The organism is Vibrio sp. 10N.247.310.23, assembly GCF_041467155.1.
GTDB lineage: Bacteria > Pseudomonadota > Gammaproteobacteria > Enterobacterales > Vibrionaceae > Vibrio > Vibrio crassostreae_C.
This window is the reverse complement of record NZ_JBFSTZ010000010.1, coordinates 71,500-86,422: the sequence shown is the minus strand read 5'-3', so window position 1 is coordinate 86,422 and position 14,923 is coordinate 71,500. Positions and strand designations below refer to the sequence as shown.

At 44.5% G+C, this 14,923-nt stretch carries 15 protein-coding genes; 11 read left to right on the top strand and 4 right to left on the bottom strand.

The features are described from left to right. Window positions 1-5: 5 nt before the first annotated feature. Window positions 6-665 carry a PilZ domain-containing protein gene (locus AB6D93_RS09830; RefSeq protein ID WP_102332012.1) on the bottom strand — a complete coding sequence of 220 codons (660 nt, stop codon included), beginning with the start codon at window positions 663-665 and terminating at the stop codon, window positions 6-8. Between the two features lie 194 nt (window positions 666-859). On the opposite strand from AB6D93_RS09830, the gene AB6D93_RS09825 reads away from it, so the two are divergent. Further along, a complete protein-coding gene (locus AB6D93_RS09825) occupies window positions 860-1,210 on the top strand; it encodes a HopJ type III effector protein (protein WP_017061764.1) in 351 nt (116 codons plus the stop codon). 134 nt (window positions 1,211-1,344) lie between these two features. Here AB6D93_RS09825 and AB6D93_RS09820 read toward each other — a convergent pair whose 3' ends face one another. Beyond that, a complete protein-coding gene (locus tag AB6D93_RS09820) occupies window positions 1,345-1,653 on the bottom strand; it encodes a DUF1289 domain-containing protein (RefSeq protein ID WP_080582242.1) in 309 nt (102 codons plus the stop codon). A gap of 160 nt (window positions 1,654-1,813) precedes the next feature. Between AB6D93_RS09820 and yegD the strand changes: the two genes are divergently transcribed. The 4 genes from yegD (at window position 1,814) to AB6D93_RS09800 (ending at window position 6,498) form a co-directional block, all read left to right on the top strand. Continuing rightward, a complete protein-coding gene (gene yegD / locus AB6D93_RS09815) occupies window positions 1,814-3,166 on the top strand; it encodes a molecular chaperone (RefSeq protein ID WP_017064846.1) in 1,353 nt (450 codons plus the stop codon). 491 nt (window positions 3,167-3,657) lie between these two features. Continuing rightward, window positions 3,658-4,734 (top strand): porin, encoded by a 1,077-nt coding sequence (locus tag AB6D93_RS09810; RefSeq protein ID WP_102332013.1) that lies wholly within the window; start codon window positions 3,658-3,660, stop codon window positions 4,732-4,734. A gap of 348 nt (window positions 4,735-5,082) precedes the next feature. Then, entirely contained in the window at window positions 5,083-5,715 is a 633-nt protein-coding gene (locus tag AB6D93_RS09805; protein WP_065585012.1) for a fumarylacetoacetate hydrolase family protein, read from the top strand. 150 nt (window positions 5,716-5,865) lie between these two features. Next, entirely contained in the window at window positions 5,866-6,498 is a 633-nt protein-coding gene (locus AB6D93_RS09800) for a LysE family translocator (protein ID WP_017068640.1), read from the top strand. A gap of 107 nt (window positions 6,499-6,605) precedes the next feature. Here the strand turns inward: AB6D93_RS09800 and AB6D93_RS09795 are convergent, their stop codons facing one another. Continuing rightward, the gene (locus tag AB6D93_RS09795) at window positions 6,606-8,312 is read right to left on the bottom strand and encodes a phospho-sugar mutase (RefSeq protein ID WP_102332014.1); all 1,707 of its coding nucleotides are present in this window, start codon (window positions 8,310-8,312) and stop codon (window positions 6,606-6,608) included. A gap of 454 nt (window positions 8,313-8,766) precedes the next feature. Between AB6D93_RS09795 and coxB the strand changes: the two genes are divergently transcribed. Genes coxB through AB6D93_RS09775 form a run of 4 tightly spaced genes read left to right on the top strand, consistent with a single transcriptional unit; the run spans window position 8,767 to window position 13,191 of the window. Then, entirely contained in the window at window positions 8,767-9,969 is a 1,203-nt protein-coding gene (gene coxB, locus AB6D93_RS09790) for a cytochrome c oxidase subunit II (RefSeq protein WP_102332015.1), read from the top strand. Next, on the top strand, window positions 9,966-11,627 hold the full coding sequence (gene ctaD, locus AB6D93_RS09785; RefSeq protein WP_102332016.1) for a cytochrome c oxidase subunit I: 1,662 nt from the start codon (window positions 9,966-9,968) through the stop codon (window positions 11,625-11,627). The genes coxB and ctaD overlap by 4 nt, the downstream gene beginning before the upstream one ends. A gap of 11 nt (window positions 11,628-11,638) precedes the next feature. Continuing rightward, window positions 11,639-12,268 (top strand): cytochrome c oxidase assembly protein, encoded by a 630-nt coding sequence (locus tag AB6D93_RS09780; RefSeq protein WP_017064839.1) that lies wholly within the window; start codon window positions 11,639-11,641, stop codon window positions 12,266-12,268. Window positions 12,269-12,306: 38 nt separating this feature from the next. Beyond that, window positions 12,307-13,191, top strand: a complete 885-nt coding sequence (locus AB6D93_RS09775; protein ID WP_009845661.1) for a cytochrome c oxidase subunit 3 — start codon at window positions 12,307-12,309, stop codon at window positions 13,189-13,191. 19 nt (window positions 13,192-13,210) lie between these two features. Here AB6D93_RS09775 and AB6D93_RS09770 read toward each other — a convergent pair whose 3' ends face one another. Next, window positions 13,211-13,441: a DUF2909 family protein gene (locus tag AB6D93_RS09770; protein ID WP_017066085.1), complete on the bottom strand. Its 231-nt coding sequence runs from the start codon at window positions 13,439-13,441 to the stop codon at window positions 13,211-13,213. Between the two features lies 1 nt (window position 13,442). Between AB6D93_RS09770 and AB6D93_RS09765 the strand changes: the two genes are divergently transcribed. Further along, window positions 13,443-14,276, top strand: coding sequence for an SURF1 family protein (locus AB6D93_RS09765; protein ID WP_029235784.1), 834 nt, complete (start codon window positions 13,443-13,445; stop codon window positions 14,274-14,276). Beyond that, a complete protein-coding gene (locus AB6D93_RS09760; protein ID WP_016793603.1) occupies window positions 14,269-14,877 on the top strand; it encodes a hypothetical protein in 609 nt (202 codons plus the stop codon). The genes AB6D93_RS09765 and AB6D93_RS09760 overlap by 8 nt, the downstream gene beginning before the upstream one ends. Window positions 14,878-14,923: the final 46 nt, after the last annotated feature.

Here is a 14,923-nt window from a genome sequence, read left to right as displayed (position 1 = left end):
TGCCTTTATATCGAGCCAGCGACAAAGGCTTGTTCCAATAGCAGCGTTTTCAACTCATCACTCATATCTAGGTGTTCAGGGAATTGGATACCTAGCAACCGGCCTTGTCTTTGCCTTTTCTTACTTACCACCTTGTAGACAAGATCGTCATCTAAGTACTCATTTAAGTCAGAATTGACTTTTATCTTCCAGCCGACATCAATATCTGATTGCTGGGTAAGATAGATACCGCACCCTGACGCTGAAAAGTCGACTAGTGTGGCATCCAGCGACAAGGTATCAAAAGTGACTTCACAGCTGAGACGTACTTTATACCTTTCGTGTTCACGAATAGGCTTGGTTGCAAAGTTTGAGGGTGGGCGAAGGAAGATTAGATGTGCTGGAGAGGTGATATGAGCCAGTACATTGGTTTTGAACGCGACAATGTGCCCAAGTTCGGTGTCGGTAATCGCACGAACAATAATATCAACGTTTGTGAGCTTTCTCAGCGTCAGTGCTTCTGTCGCTTTTTGCGTAAGCTCTAGGATGAGGTACTGATCTTCTTTGTGTCCGATATAAAGTGTACTGATCTGGATTGAGTCGTCTGGGCCAAATTCCAATACACCTGCTGTTTTTGTACCTGGCTTTAGGTATCTGAACAGTTCTAAGTTTTTATCTTTATGCATATTCGTTACTGAACAATGTTAATCGTTTGATAAAATAATATAACGCCCTGATAAAACTATGTCATTAGTTTCATTGAAGTAATTAGCAGCGTACAACAAAAAAGTGAATCGCTATCTCAAGTAAACAACGGCTTACTCTTGTCGTAAAACAAGATACACTGCTGACAGATATATACTTGATGGAGAAATAGTAAATGGAACTGGAAACCTTATTGAATACTCTGGCTGAAACCCCAGAGGCCGTGCAATTTGAAGATACAATGCAAGTGATCGAAGCTCACTATGATTTTTCTGAGCGCGAATTTCGCAATGGTGAGGTAGTGAACGCTGCAGGGCAGAATAATGGTTCGTGTAAGATTTTTGCTTTTGGTTTAGAGCAAGGCCTATCAGCAGAGCAAACACTTGCTTGTTTTGGTCAATTTTATCGTAACGACGTGCTAGGTTTTCCTGAGAACAGCGACCATCAAAATATTCGTAACTTTATGGTTCATGGCTGGAATGGTATCCAGTTTTCTCAGCCTGCGCTGGTTGCAAAAGTGAAGTAGACACTAACCAGGTAACGATTAGGTCGAAATTTAATCTCAGTATTTTGAAGCGAGAAAACAACCTCTCGCTTTTTTTGTCTATGTTGAACTGGCTAGTAACTTGCTATCCAGTAACTTACTAAATGGGCTCTAAACTACTGAACGGGCAGGGCAGACAAGCACTTACGACACATACAAACTCCAGCCTTTGGAATATCGCTAGTATCTCGTTTTTCTAACTCAAAACACCAACACGTCTCTTTGCCCGCACTGATATCGCATTGAGCTGGCTCATTACACTGTGGACATTGGTGAGTCGAACTCGCGCCACTAAGATTATCCATAACCGACGTTTGCTCTTCTTCAGATAAGCCTTTCCAACCTATAATTTCATCCATTGTTCGAAAGCAGCCACTACACATTCCGCCATTATTTTTACAAGCCGCTCGGCAAGGTGTTTTCATTTCTCTAACCTGTGATTCATTTGGGCTGAAATGTAGCATATTTGTTTCTTCTTGAAGAGCCGTTAAGCTAAGAAATTACTCAGTTAAATTTAGAAATGACCTCGTAATTTTTAGGCTTTTCATGTAGCATCTCGCCCCTTTTGTTGAGTGGGGGGATATTATGTTTATTGGATTTGATTATGGAACAGCGAACTGTTCTGTCGCGGCGATGGTTAATGGAGAGCCAAGCCTGTTACCGCTAGAAGGTAACAACCACTATATTCCCTCAACCGTGTTTGCGCCTACTCGTGAGAGTGTTTCTGAACATCTATTCCGCCACTTGAATATCAAGCCGAGTGATGCGATCGGTGAGCAAGTACTACGACGTGCGATTGCGCTGAACAGAGAAGAGAGTATCGACTTAGTGCCAGAAGACATGGCATTTGGTCAGGCTGCGTTGGACTTATATTTAGAAGACCCTCGCGATGTTTATTATGTTAAGTCCCCTAAATCTTTCCTTGGCGCGAGTGGACTGCATGATGTGCAGGTGAGCTTTTTCGAAGATTTAGTGTGCGCCATGATGGCAAATATCAAGAATCAAGCCGAACTCACGACTCAAGAGCAGATCAAGCAAGCTGTTATCGGCCGACCAATTAACTTCCACGGTCGAGGTGGTGAAGAGGCGAACAGACAAGCTGAAGACATACTGTCTCGCGCAGCTAAGCGTGCCGGTTTCCTTGATATCGCTTTTCAATTTGAGCCCGTAGCCGCAGGCCTTGATTACGAAAGCACATTAACTGAAAACCAAACAGTATTGGTTGTTGATATTGGCGGTGGTACCACCGATTGCTCATTATTAGAAATGGGACCAACGTGGTCTGGTAAAGCGGATCGTACCCAGAGCTTGCTGGCACACAGTGGACAAAGGGTAGGGGGGAATGACCTCGATATCTATCTTGCATTCAAACAACTGATGTCACCTTTTGGTATGGGCAGCAAAGGCATTTCGGGTATTGATATGCCACTGACTCAATTCTGGAACCCAATTGCGATTAATAATGTTGAAGCTCAAAAGAACTTCTATTCAAGAGAAAACCTAGCGGCATTAAAATTACTTCGTAAAGAAGCGTCAGAGCCTCAAAAGCTAGAACGTTTGATGAAGGTTTATCACGACACTTTGGGTTACGGTATTGTGCGTAGAGCGGAAGAGGCCAAGATTGCGCTGGCAGAATCCCCTCAATATCGTGCTGCGATTAATGTTGCCTCTGAACTGGTCGAGGTAGATATCTCAGTCGAACAGATGGTTGAAGCGATTGAAACACCAAAGTCTAAGATGATTGAGTTGGTTAAAGAAGCGATTCAACAAGGCCAGAAAAAGCCAGACGTAATCTACATGACGGGTGGTTCCGCTCGTTCACCGATACTTCGTGAAGCCGTACAACAAGCTGTGCCGAATGTACCGATTGTGAGTGGTAATTACTTCGGTTCAGTAACTGCAGGTTTAGCTCGTTGGGCTGAGGTTTGCTTCAAATAAGAGTTCAATGATGAGTTATGAAGGGCAACCAGTCGCTGATTGGTTGCCCTTTTTTTGTTTTTCTCTAATGAACTTTCTATTGAACGATTTTTCCTAGCTCATATTGGGATTTGTTTCACAAAGCTAAATATTTCAGCTGAGCTCTACGTGTTACAAAATGTTTCAAAGGCAAAGGCGAGCCTCTCGATGGTCTGATGAGTTACCTTGGGTTTAGATTTTTAATGCTTTTTTAGTGATTATAAAATCAAAAATAATCAAAGTATTTATCTCAAAGAATGAAAGGAAATCCCAGTAATTGTCGTGTTAATCAATTGTTTTAAAAGGTATTTTTGTTTTTTATAGTGCGATTTTTTTTATTTTATATATTTTAATGCAACTTTTTTGTCATTCGTATATTAGTGTTTGCCTACTTGTTAAATGCAGGTAACAACTTCTCCGTAAGCACGAGGTTGTTAGTGAATAACTCACCCAGTTACATAATGGATATGACAATGAATAAGAAACTTTTAGCGCTAGCAATTTCTGGTGCAGTATTTGGTACACAGGCAGTTGCTGTAGAACTTTACAACGAAGACGGCACAGCGTTTTCTGTAGGCGGCCACGTTTCAGTAAACGTGAACGGTTCTGAAAAAGACGATGCATCAGTAGGTACAAACTCTCCACGTATCAACTTTAACGCTACTCAAGATCTGGGTAACGGCTTTACTGCTGACGCTAAAGGCGAATGGGCACTTAACTACCTAGATGGTGGTGATGACACATTTACAACACGTCTTGGTTACGTTGGTTTGACTCATGAAGAGCTTGGTCGTGTAGTTGCTGGTACACAGTGGTCTCCATACTACGATGTAGCTGCAGCAACAGATATGCCCATTGCTTTTGCGAATGACTTCCTATACGACAACCACGGTGCACTTGGTACTGGTCGTGCAGACAAAATGGTAAGCTACCGCAATGCTTTTGATTTTGGTGAAGCTGGTGAATTTAGTTTTGGTCTAGGTTGGCAGGGTGATAACGATGTTACTACTGAAACAGAAACGGTTGGTAACAACGGTTTAGTTATTACAACGCGTTCAACTGCATCTTACGGTGATCGTGTTCAAGCAACGCTTGGTTACTCTATTGCAGGTGTTAAACTAGGCTATGCATTTAACACTGGCGACTTCACTGAAGGCGGTGTCTCTAAGACTGCTGAATCTCACCTAGTATCTGCAGCATACGGTTCATACGGTTCTGGTTTATACCTAGCTGGTATCTACGGCTTTAATGAGAATATGAACGCTGGTCTTGTAAGTGGTACAACTCTTGAAGAGAGCAATGCTTACGAACTACTAGCAGCTTACGCACTTGCGAACAGCTTGAACCTAAGTGTGAACTACGAAGTTGTTGAAGGCGAAGTTCTTAAAGGTGGAACAACTACTACAGCTCGTGAAGAGTTAGCTCTACAAGCTGAATACAACTTCACTAGCAACTTTGTTGGCTACACTGGTTACCAATTCGATCTAAACGACGAAACTGGTTACAAGTCTGACGACAAGTGGACTCTTGGTGCTCGTTACTACCTATAAGTCGCAGACTTATTTAGCATAGTGTTTACTTCTTAAGTTTACCTTTTAGGATACTGTCCTAGACACCATGCTAAGCCCTCTCAAGCCTTTGGTTTGAGAGGGCTTCTTTCGTTTTAATGCTCTTCAAATTTAACTGCCTACTTTAGTTTCATTTTCTCTAATTTATGTAAGCCGATGACTCTATTCCTGCTGGGTCGGTCGAGGTATACACCGATATTTACCTAAAAGTATTCAAATCAATGAATTGAGCTCAAGATCAGAATTTAGAGATCGGTAATCATCTTGTCGAAGACTCTCATTTTATGATGCGCTAAACTCTGCTCTCTAAAAATAGTTCAGGGATAAACTATGAGCAGCGTTGTAGATCAGAAACAATTGATGAAGTCGAAACGAACAGCAACCCCAACAAAAGTACTGTGTGTTGGGCGTAACTATGTCGATCACATTGAAGAACTTAACAATGCGATTCCTGACTCTATGGTGGTGTTTAATAAACCAAGCACCAGCGTGACTTCCTCTCTTTCTTCGTTTCATCAAGAAGCACTGCACTATGAAGCTGAAATCTGCTTTATCGTTGAAAATGGCCAATACTCAGCCGTGGGCTTAGGGTTAGACCTCACCAAGCGTGAGTTGCAAAGTAGCTTAAAAGCGAAAGGCTTACCTTGGGAACGCGCCAAAGCTTTTGATGGCTCAGCCGTATTTAGTCGCTTTGTTCCAATTGATAACTTAGACCTTGCAGACTTAAACCTAGAGTTGTTTATTAACTGTGTTCGTGTTCAGAAAGGACATGTTGAGCAGATGCTTTACTCTCCAAAAACTATCCTAGAAGAGCTGTCTTCTTATACCACCTTACTAGACGGCGATGTTGTGATGACAGGTACGCCAAAAGGTGTTGGGGCCGTACATCGAGGCGATATCTTCCTTGGTCGCCTAAAGTGTGGCGATACGACATTGATTGAGATCGAATGGGTAGCAAGTTAATTAGTCTTTTCTATTTAGTTAATAAATTGGCTTTGTCGCTTAATGTTGGTTTTTAATTCGATTAAATAAACGTCGAACAACTGATTGCATCTGGAAGGGTGTTGGTAATTGATATAAAATCCGCCTCCGTTTTTATCAATGCTGACCCTCATGATCGACTTAACCATTTTACCTGTCTACCTGACTGCCGTTGTTGCACTTCTTCTTTTACCTGGCCCTGATATGTTACTGATTGCGAGTTCAAGCATGAGCTATGGCCGTAAGGTCGGCGTGTTTGCAAGCCTAGGTAATGCGACTTCTGGAATCATTCTGACAGTATTAGCGGCTATGGGTGTATCAGCGTTGATCGCAATGAGCCCAATAGCGCTTAAAGCTCTACATTTGTTAGGCGGCGCGTACTTGTTGAAGATGGGATGGGACTGCCTGCGAACAGAGCAGGGTAACGCGCCTGAGTTAAGCGATAACTTTGCAGCAAAAGCCTACTATCAAAGAGCGCTAATCAGTAACCTGCTTAATCCTAAAGCGTTGGTTTTCTTTGTGATGTTTCTGCCTCAGTTTGTGTCGACGAATATTGAAGCGACTTCCGGTCAGCAGATGCTTGTTCTGGGTTTATTACTGAATGTTCTCGGCTTAACGTTTAACTTTTTGCTGGTGGCGTTAGTGGGTACGATTGGTAAATCTCTCGTAGAAAACGCGAAGTTTCGTACCTATCAACAGAAAGTCATGGGCGGAGTTTTCATCGTGTTAGCTATCTGGATGTTGTCTTCTTTCTTTACTTCGTAGACGAATCAAATCAGACATCTTCTCGTGGTTAGCCGCTGAGACAAAAATGGACGCTACGAGCGTCCATTTTTTATATTTAACCGTTACATGTTGAACGCGCTAAATCGCTATGAATTCAACTCTTGTTGGTGTTGTTCAATCAGTTTCTCCATGTACTTCTCACCGCGCAGGCGAGTGTCTTCGTAGGTTTCTGTCCCTTCAAATTTTGTCACCGTCTCATAGTAGATCTTAACTTTTGGCTCAGTACCGGAAGGTCTTACGATAATGCGTGAACCATCCTCGAGGTGATAGATGAGTACGTCACTTGCAGGCAGGTTAATGGCTTCAGTATTGCCTCCAATGACGAAGCGTAAAGAAGAATGCAAATCTTCAATTACAGAGATAGCGACACCGTTGATTGCTTTAGGCTGTGCCGAGCGGAGCCTAGAACCAATCGATGGTGAATCCGGGTCAAGCGCAATACTGCGTTGTGCGTTGGTGTGTACACCATGTTCCAACGATATCTGAGCAAGAAGATCCCAGACCGTTCGACCTTGAGATTTGAGCTCTTCAACCAGTTGAGCGAAAACAACGATGGCAGACAGCCCATCCTTGTCCCGTACTTGAGTACCAATTGTGTAGCCTAGCGCTTCTTCATAGGCAAACAAGAACTCGTTCTGATCATCTTCTAATTGCATGCCAATATTCGCCAACCATTTAAAACCTGTCAGCGTTTGGAAATAAGTCGCCCCGTGGGATTGAGCTACTTTTTCAAGCAATGTTGAAGATACGATACTGTTACCAACTAATTGGTTTTTGGTATGTGGCTTTGAGAGTAGATAATGAGCGAATAGCACGCCGACTTGGTCACCTGTTAGCATTTTGTATGAGCCATCATCTGTTCTCACTGCAACCGCAAATCGGTCTGCATCTGGATCGTTGGCACAAGCAATGTCGGCATCGACACTTTTTGCTAAGTTAACCACCAGATCCATCGCGCCTTTTTCTTCCGGATTCGGGAAGTTGACGGTCGGGAAGTTACCATCGGGCTCTCTTTGCTCGGCGACGCTGAACACCTTATGGAAACCAGAATCGTGAAGTAGATCCTCGGCCATTTGTGCGCCGACACCATGCATTGCGGTATAGGTGATGGTGGTGTTCGCCGATTCGATCTCGTCACTCACGTATGGGCTCTGATTGATCGCAGCGCGGTACGTTTGATAATAGCCTTCAGTTAACCACACCAACTTACCTTGCGTCTCAGCGTCACTTAGGCTCATTAAAGGGAGCGGCTTGGTCGATGCGATATCGATTTCAGCGGCAATACCCGCATCGTGAGGAGGAATGATTTGAGCGCCATTCTCCCAGTACACTTTGAAACCATTGTATTCCGGTGGGTTGTGGCTGGCCGTCACCACAACGGCAGCTGCGGCGTTGAAGTGCTCAATACCAAAGGCAACGATAGGGGTCGCCGCGACGTTCGAGGTTAGATAAACCTTAATGCCTAAAGCCGTGAGTACGGAAGCGGTATCAATCGCGAACTGCTTTGAATCTAAACGGCCGTCATAACCGACGACCACACCGCGAATGGTCGCATTAGCGACATGTTCGATTAAGTAGTGGCCGAGCCCGGTTGCTGTTTCCTGTATGACTAAACGGTTCATTCGATTTGGGCCGCATCCAACTTTGCCTCTAAGTCCTGCCGTTCCGAACTCTAATCGTTGAGTAAAGCGGTCTTCAAGTTCGTCGTGCATTCCCTCATCGATGAGGTGTTGAAGTTCTTCACGAGTTCTTGGATCTGGGTCTCTCGCTAACCAATTCATTGCATCTTGCATAATCACTAAACCTATTAATGTCTGTATGACTTACCGTTGATTTAATTTAAGTGATATTAATTCTCATTTCCATGAAAGCAATCGTAAAACTCGATATAAAATAAATTCCAACGGCAAGAGGGCACGTAGATTAAGCCACTTCAAATAATTGACTGTTTAGTAAGTAAACTTACCTTGAATAATTGGATATCACTAACTAGCCTTTTACATAAATATAACAAAATTTAACAAATTCGCCGTTTTTGAATCTTTCATGGAAACCTCCAACGCTTTTGAACCGTATTAGTTCTTGGGTTTATATGAGGTCAGTAGCCTGCTCACAGGCTAGTTCCATGTGAGTTGTAGATTGAGATTCAGCCTTTTCATGTGTAGCCGGAATAACAATGAATGTTGTCCAGTTCGCAACGACATTTAGGTCGCAAGTATCCAATTAGGAAGGACAAGGAGAGATCTTTTGAAAAGATTACTGGTTAGGCTAGCGTGGCTTTTGAAGAGTTTTGTTGTGCTTTTAGTTTCGCCTTTAGTGCACGCTAGCAGTGATTACAACATGACTCAAGGCGTCACTGAGATCAGTGGTAAGGTGTATGAACTTCATATGCTGATCTTCTACATCTGTTGTGCGATTGCCTTTGTTGTTTTTGGTGTGATGTTTTATTCGATTTTGAGGCACAGGAAATCGAAGGGCGCAGTTGCTGCCCATTTTCACGAAAGCACGAAAGTCGAAATTCTTTGGACCATCATCCCTATCATCATTCTCATCGCTATGGCGATACCCGCCACCAAAACCTTAATAGCGATGGAAGATACCTCCCAATCAGATCTGACCGTTAAAATCACCGGGTCACAATGGAAATGGCATTACAGCTATTTTGGTGAAGACGTCGAATTTTTCAGCCTTCTAGCGACCAGTGACAAAGAGATTGAAGGCCTCGAAGTGAAAGGCGCGCATTACCTGCTAGAAGTTGATAAGCCGCTGGTACTGCCTGTTGACCGTAAAGTCCGTTTCTTGATGACTTCCGATGATGTGATTCACTCATGGTGGGTGCCAGCATTCGCCGTTAAGAAAGATACCATTCCGGGCTTTATTAATGAGGCTTGGACTAAGATAGATGAGCCTGGTGTTTACCGAGGGCAGTGTGCAGAGTTGTGTGGTCGTGCCCATGGTTTCATGCCGATCGTGGTGCATGCCATGGAAGAAGATGAGTTTGACGCATGGCTAGCGGAGCAGAAAGAGTTAGCGATAGCCGAACAACAAGCCGCAAAAGATGCATTAGGTGCGTCACTTTCCTTGGCGGAGTTGAATACCATCGGTGAAGAGGTTTACAAAACTCGATGTGCGGTTTGTCACCAAGCAAACGGTGAGGGCATTCCTGGAGCATTCCCTGCCATCAAAGGAAGTCCTATTGCCCTTGGTGATGTGGATGTTCATATCGACACAATTGTTTATGGTCGTGGCGGTACGGCGATGCAAGCATTCGATAATCAGTTAACCGAGAAAGAGATCGCAGCGGTAGTAACTTATCAACGAAACGCTTGGGGTAATGATACCGGCGATATTGTTCAGGCCTCAGATATCAACGCTTATAAGGCGAAGCAAGAAGGCAGTTCTGAAAGCTCAACGGATGATGCACAAAATGATGCTAAGGATCAGTTATGAGTTCACCAATCAATAAGCCGGTGAAATCGGCTCCAGCAGAAGATCAAGTACTGAGCCATTCTGCGGAAGGCACCTTGGGCAATAATGATTTGCCTGTTGATGATCACGATTCACATGCGGCACCTAAAGGCTGGGCTCGTTGGCTGTATTCAACCAATCATAAAGACATTGGTACACTTTATTTGTGGTTCAGCTTTGCAATGTTCTTAACGGGCGGCGCAATGGCGATGGTGATCCGTGCGGAGCTGTTCCAACCGGGTTTGCAACTCGTTGAGCCAGGTTTCTTCAATCAGATGACTACAGTCCATGGTTTAATCATGGTATTCGGTGCCGTGATGCCAGCATTTACGGGCTTGGCTAACTGGATGATCCCGATGATGATCGGAGCTCCAGATATGGCGCTGCCGAGAATGAACAACCTCAGTTTCTGGATTCTGCCTTTTGCTTTTCTAATCTTGATCGGATCTTTGTTTACTGAGGGGGGCGGCCCAAGTTTTGGTTGGACCTTCTACGCGCCACTCTCGACAACTTATGGTCCAGACAGTACCGCGCTATTCGTATTCTCAGTTCATATTATGGGGATCAGTTCGATCATGGGGGCGATTAACGTGATCGTAACCATAGTGAACATGCGCGCGCCGGGTATGACTTGGTTCAAGCTGCCGATGTTCGTATGGACATGGTTAATTACCGCTTTCTTACTGATAGCCGTGATGCCCGTGCTCGCGGGTGCGGTGACTATGGTGCTGACCGACAAATACTTTGGGACGAGCTTCTTTGATGCCGCAGGTGGTGGGGACCCGGTGATGTTCCAGCACATATTCTGGTTCTTTGGGCACCCCGAAGTGTACATCATGATCTTGCCGTCTTTTGGTATTGTCTCGGCGATCATTCCTGCATTCAGTGGTAAGCGTCTGTTTGGTTATCACTCGATGGTGTACGCGACCTGTAGTATCGCACTGTTGTCATTCTTGGTTTGGGCGCACCACATGTTCACCACGGGTATGCCAGTATTTGCCGAGTTGTTTTTCATGTATTGCACCATGCTGATTGCGGTGCCGACCGGTGTGAAAGTCTTCAACTGGGTGGCGACCATGTGGCGGGGTGCTTTGACCTTTGAAACACCAATGCTGTTTGCGATTGCCTTCATTGTTTTGTTTACGATTGGCGGGTTATCTGGATTGATGCTCGCTATCGTGCCAGCTGATTTCCAATACCACGATACTTATTTTGTTGTGGCTCACTTCCATTATGTTCTGGTAACCGGTGCCGTGTTCTCGATTATGGCTGCTGCCTATTATTGGCTGCCTAAGTGGACCGGACATATGTACGACCACAAGCTCAGCCTGTGGCATTTCTGGACGTCGGTGATTTCAGTTAATGTACTGTTTTTCCCGATGCACTTTTTAGGGTTAGCGGGTATGCCGCGTCGTATTCCTGATTATGCGATTCAGTTTGCTGACGTTAACCAAGTCGTGTCGATTGGTGGTTTTGCGTTTGGGTTGTCTCAGCTAATTTTCTTATGGCTAGCGATTAAGTGCGTAAGAGGGGGAGAGCCTGCGCCAAGTAAGCCTTGGGATAGAGCTGAAGGTCTTGAATGGACAGTACCAAGCCCAGCGCCTCACCACACCTTTACCCATCCGCCGAAAGTGGATTAGAGGGCAGAACCATGAGTGATAAGCAAAGCGATCCCAATCAAGATAAAAAACAACCTAAGCGCCTGTCTAATAAGCGATCGACCAAAAAGCTGACGGGCTACTTGGTGTTGAGCGTGGTTGCGATGTTTTGCTTCGGTTTCGCTTTGGTGCCGCTCTACGATGTCATGTGTGAGGCCTTAGGCATCAATGGCAAAACTAATACTGTTTCAGCGGTGCAACCTCAGGGAATGCAGCCAGACTACTCTCGTACGGTTCGAGTCGAATTCATGTCCCACATCAAGCCAGATATGCCATGGCAGTTTTCGCCTGAAGTTCGAGTGTTAGAGGTTCATCCTGGTGAGGTGGTTCAAACTAACTACATTGCCAAAAACCTTTCTGGAGCCTCATTGGTTGGCCAAGCCGTACCGTCGGTTTCTCCAGGTATGGGGGCAACCTACTTCAATAAGATGGAATGCTTTTGCTTTAATCAGCAGCCATTGGACGGGCACAAGAGCGCAGAAATGGGTTTGATATTTTACATTGAGCCAGATATTCCAGAATCGATACATACGCTGACGCTCTCTTACACATTATTCAATATCACGAATGAGGTGGGTGCTGCGGCCAATAAATCTGAGCCTAACGTACTCGCAAGTAACTAGGAATTTACAGAACCAGTATCAACATAAGGAGTTGAGCGATGAGTTCTAAAAAGGAAGTGTATTTCGTTCCACATCAAAGTCACTGGCCATTGGTGGGTGCTGTAGCACTGTTTTTGGTCGCGGTTGGCGCTGGCTTGACGGTGCAAAACATGGGTACCGACGCCGCAGGTGGTGTGTTTGGCAAAGCGGTGTTGTTAGTCGGGTTTGCTGTGCTGCTTTACATGCTCGCAGGTTGGTTTAGCAATGTGATCACAGAATCATTGAGTGGTCTCTATTCTGAGCAGATTTCTCGTTCTTTTAGACAAGGAATGAGTTGGTTCATCTTTTCCGAAATCATGTTCTTTGGCGCTTTCTTTGGCGCGCTTTTCTATGCTCGAATGATTTCTGTGCCTTGGATTGGTGGTGCGGGCAATAATGAAATGACCCATGAAGTATTGTGGCCGATGTTCCAATCAATTTGGCCACTAACGACGACCCCTGATGGCGTAACGACACAAGCTATGCCTTGGCAAGGTATCCCGCTTAAGAACACCATTATTCTGCTGCTTTCCTCTGTGACGCTGCACATGGCACATATCAGTCTTGAACAAAATAAGCGTATGGCTTTGATCGTGTGGTTGGAGATAACCATTGTTCTGGCTGGCTTCTTCCTGTTCTTCCAAGTTGAAGAGTATCTTCACGCTTATCAAGAGATGGGGCTGACACTTCAGTCTGGCATCTACGGTAATACCTTCTTTTTGCTTACTGGGTTTCATGGCTTACATGTCTGTTTAGGGACGATCTTTTTGATTGTGTTGCTGGCAAGGGTTGCGAAAGACCACTTCACTCCGAAAGACCACTTTGCGTTCCAAGCGGGCAGTTGGTATTGGCACTTTGTTGATGTGGTTTGGTTAGGCCTGTTTGTATTTGTCTATGTGCTTTAACTGCTGAGCCTATCGGGGATTAATAGGGGCGAGGGTTAGGAGTTATCACTCCTGATCCCAAAGCAAGTAATAAAAGTAGCACGACAACGGCTGACCACATGACACGACGACCCAAGAAGTAACTGAGTCTTTTTCCATTGTGTTTACCTGAGGCGATTTGGATTAGACCTTTCATCAAATTGAAAGCGATAAAAAACAGCAAAGCGACCAATACGACTTTAAATAACAGAACAAAGGTAGATGACGCCATAGTGATAACTCCAAACCGATTGATTGATGATGAACACAAGTTCCGCAGTAAAGGTTTTTGGATAGCGGTTGTTTTAACTGTGGTTTCAGTCGGCGCTTTAATCAAGTTAGGTTTATGGCAACTCGATCGTGGTAACGAGAAATTACGTTATGAACAGCAACTATCAGAAAGAGCGCAGCAATCGTTTAGGTCATTGGACACGGTTATCTCTGAATGGAAGGGCTCGCGTACACAAGCCCAAGGTACATCTGAACAGCAGTTTTTAAATGGTTTGAAGGTTGATGTTGAATTGGAAACACCAAGTGGTTTGGTGGTCTTGTTAGACAATCAGATTAACCAAGGAACGGTGGGGTATGTGATTTACATGTTGGGTGAGGTTCGCTTTGAAGATGGAAACCAGTCCTTAGTGGCTGAAAAACAGTTGTTGATCGATCTTGGGTTTGTTCCGGCAAGTAATGACAGAAGAGAACTACCGCAATTAGGAAGTATCACTGTACCAACCAAAATGTCAGGGCGCTTGTATACACGCTCAATTAATCCTTTAAGTCATGAGTTGGGTTTAGAAAATACGACACCGAATAGAATCCAAAACCTAAACATAGCAGCGTTATCACAGTATACAGGACAAGAAGTGCTGCCCTTTGTCTTCCAACCTCAGAGTTTAGATTCATGGCCCTATGAAATGTTATGGCGTCCAACGGCAATGAAATCTGAGAAGCACTTCGGTTACTCATTTCAATGGTTTGTAATGGCAGCGGTACTTTTGTTTTTGATGTTGTTGATTGGCTATCGGTACCTAAAAGCGACACCTATCACGGAGAACAACGATGGATAAATCTCAAGCACAAGTGAACAGGGAAAGTACCGAGGCAAACATGGCTGAGCTTAGAAGCCGTCGTACTAAGGGACGTTTGGTATTAATCGGACTCGTTCTAATTTTCGCTTTGCCTGCGATTATCGCCAAAACTGTGTTGGACCAGAATTGGTATACCTCAGGTGTCACTAACTCAGGCGAATTGGTAGAACCAAGAGTCACGCTAGCGGATTTTGGCGTAACGGTACCCATGGCTGGAGAGGGTTGGTTAGTAGGTTATATCGCACCGATGGAGTGCGAAAGCTTGTGTGAACAACAGCTTCATTATTTGAATCAAAGCTACTTAGCGTTAGGAAAAAACAAAGAACGCGTGACCGCCGTTGTTTTCGTCTCAGAAGGTAATTCGTTATCGGGTTCTCTTGATAAGCCTGATCTATCTTTGTTAGCTGGTGGTGATCAGTTAAGTACCGAGTTTGCGCCAGCTTCCATTGTGATAATTGACCCACTCGGGCAATTGGTTATGGAATATAAAAGCGTTTCTGATCCTTCGCAGTTAGTCAGCCAATCTAAAGGCATGATTCATGATTTACGAAAATTACTCAAGTTGTCGAGAGTGGGGTAAAGGCCAGTAATTAGTCGGCGTTGATGATTCTAGATAGGGAGATAAG

Coding starts and splice junctions, on each gene's coding strand:
- AB6D93_RS09830 (WP_102332012.1), bottom strand. CDS start 665: ATGCATAAAGATAAAAACTTAGAACTGTTCAGATACCTAAAGCCAGGT.
- AB6D93_RS09825 (WP_017061764.1), top strand. CDS start 860: ATGGAACTGGAAACCTTATTGAATACTCTGGCTGAAACCCCAGAGGCC.
- AB6D93_RS09820 (WP_080582242.1), bottom strand. CDS start 1,653: ATGAAAACACCTTGCCGAGCGGCTTGTAAAAATAATGGCGGAATGTGT.
- yegD (WP_017064846.1), top strand. CDS start 1,814: ATGTTTATTGGATTTGATTATGGAACAGCGAACTGTTCTGTCGCGGCG.
- AB6D93_RS09810 (WP_102332013.1), top strand. CDS start 3,658: ATGAATAAGAAACTTTTAGCGCTAGCAATTTCTGGTGCAGTATTTGGT.
- AB6D93_RS09805 (WP_065585012.1), top strand. CDS start 5,083: ATGAGCAGCGTTGTAGATCAGAAACAATTGATGAAGTCGAAACGAACA.
- AB6D93_RS09800 (WP_017068640.1), top strand. CDS start 5,866: ATGATCGACTTAACCATTTTACCTGTCTACCTGACTGCCGTTGTTGCA.
- AB6D93_RS09795 (WP_102332014.1), bottom strand. CDS start 8,312: ATGCAAGATGCAATGAATTGGTTAGCGAGAGACCCAGATCCAAGAACT.
- ctaD (WP_102332016.1), top strand. CDS start 9,966: ATGAGTTCACCAATCAATAAGCCGGTGAAATCGGCTCCAGCAGAAGAT.
- AB6D93_RS09780 (WP_017064839.1), top strand. CDS start 11,639: ATGAGTGATAAGCAAAGCGATCCCAATCAAGATAAAAAACAACCTAAG.
- AB6D93_RS09775 (WP_009845661.1), top strand. CDS start 12,307: ATGAGTTCTAAAAAGGAAGTGTATTTCGTTCCACATCAAAGTCACTGG.
- AB6D93_RS09770 (WP_017066085.1), bottom strand. CDS start 13,441: ATGGCGTCATCTACCTTTGTTCTGTTATTTAAAGTCGTATTGGTCGCT.
- AB6D93_RS09760 (WP_016793603.1), top strand. CDS start 14,269: ATGGATAAATCTCAAGCACAAGTGAACAGGGAAAGTACCGAGGCAAAC.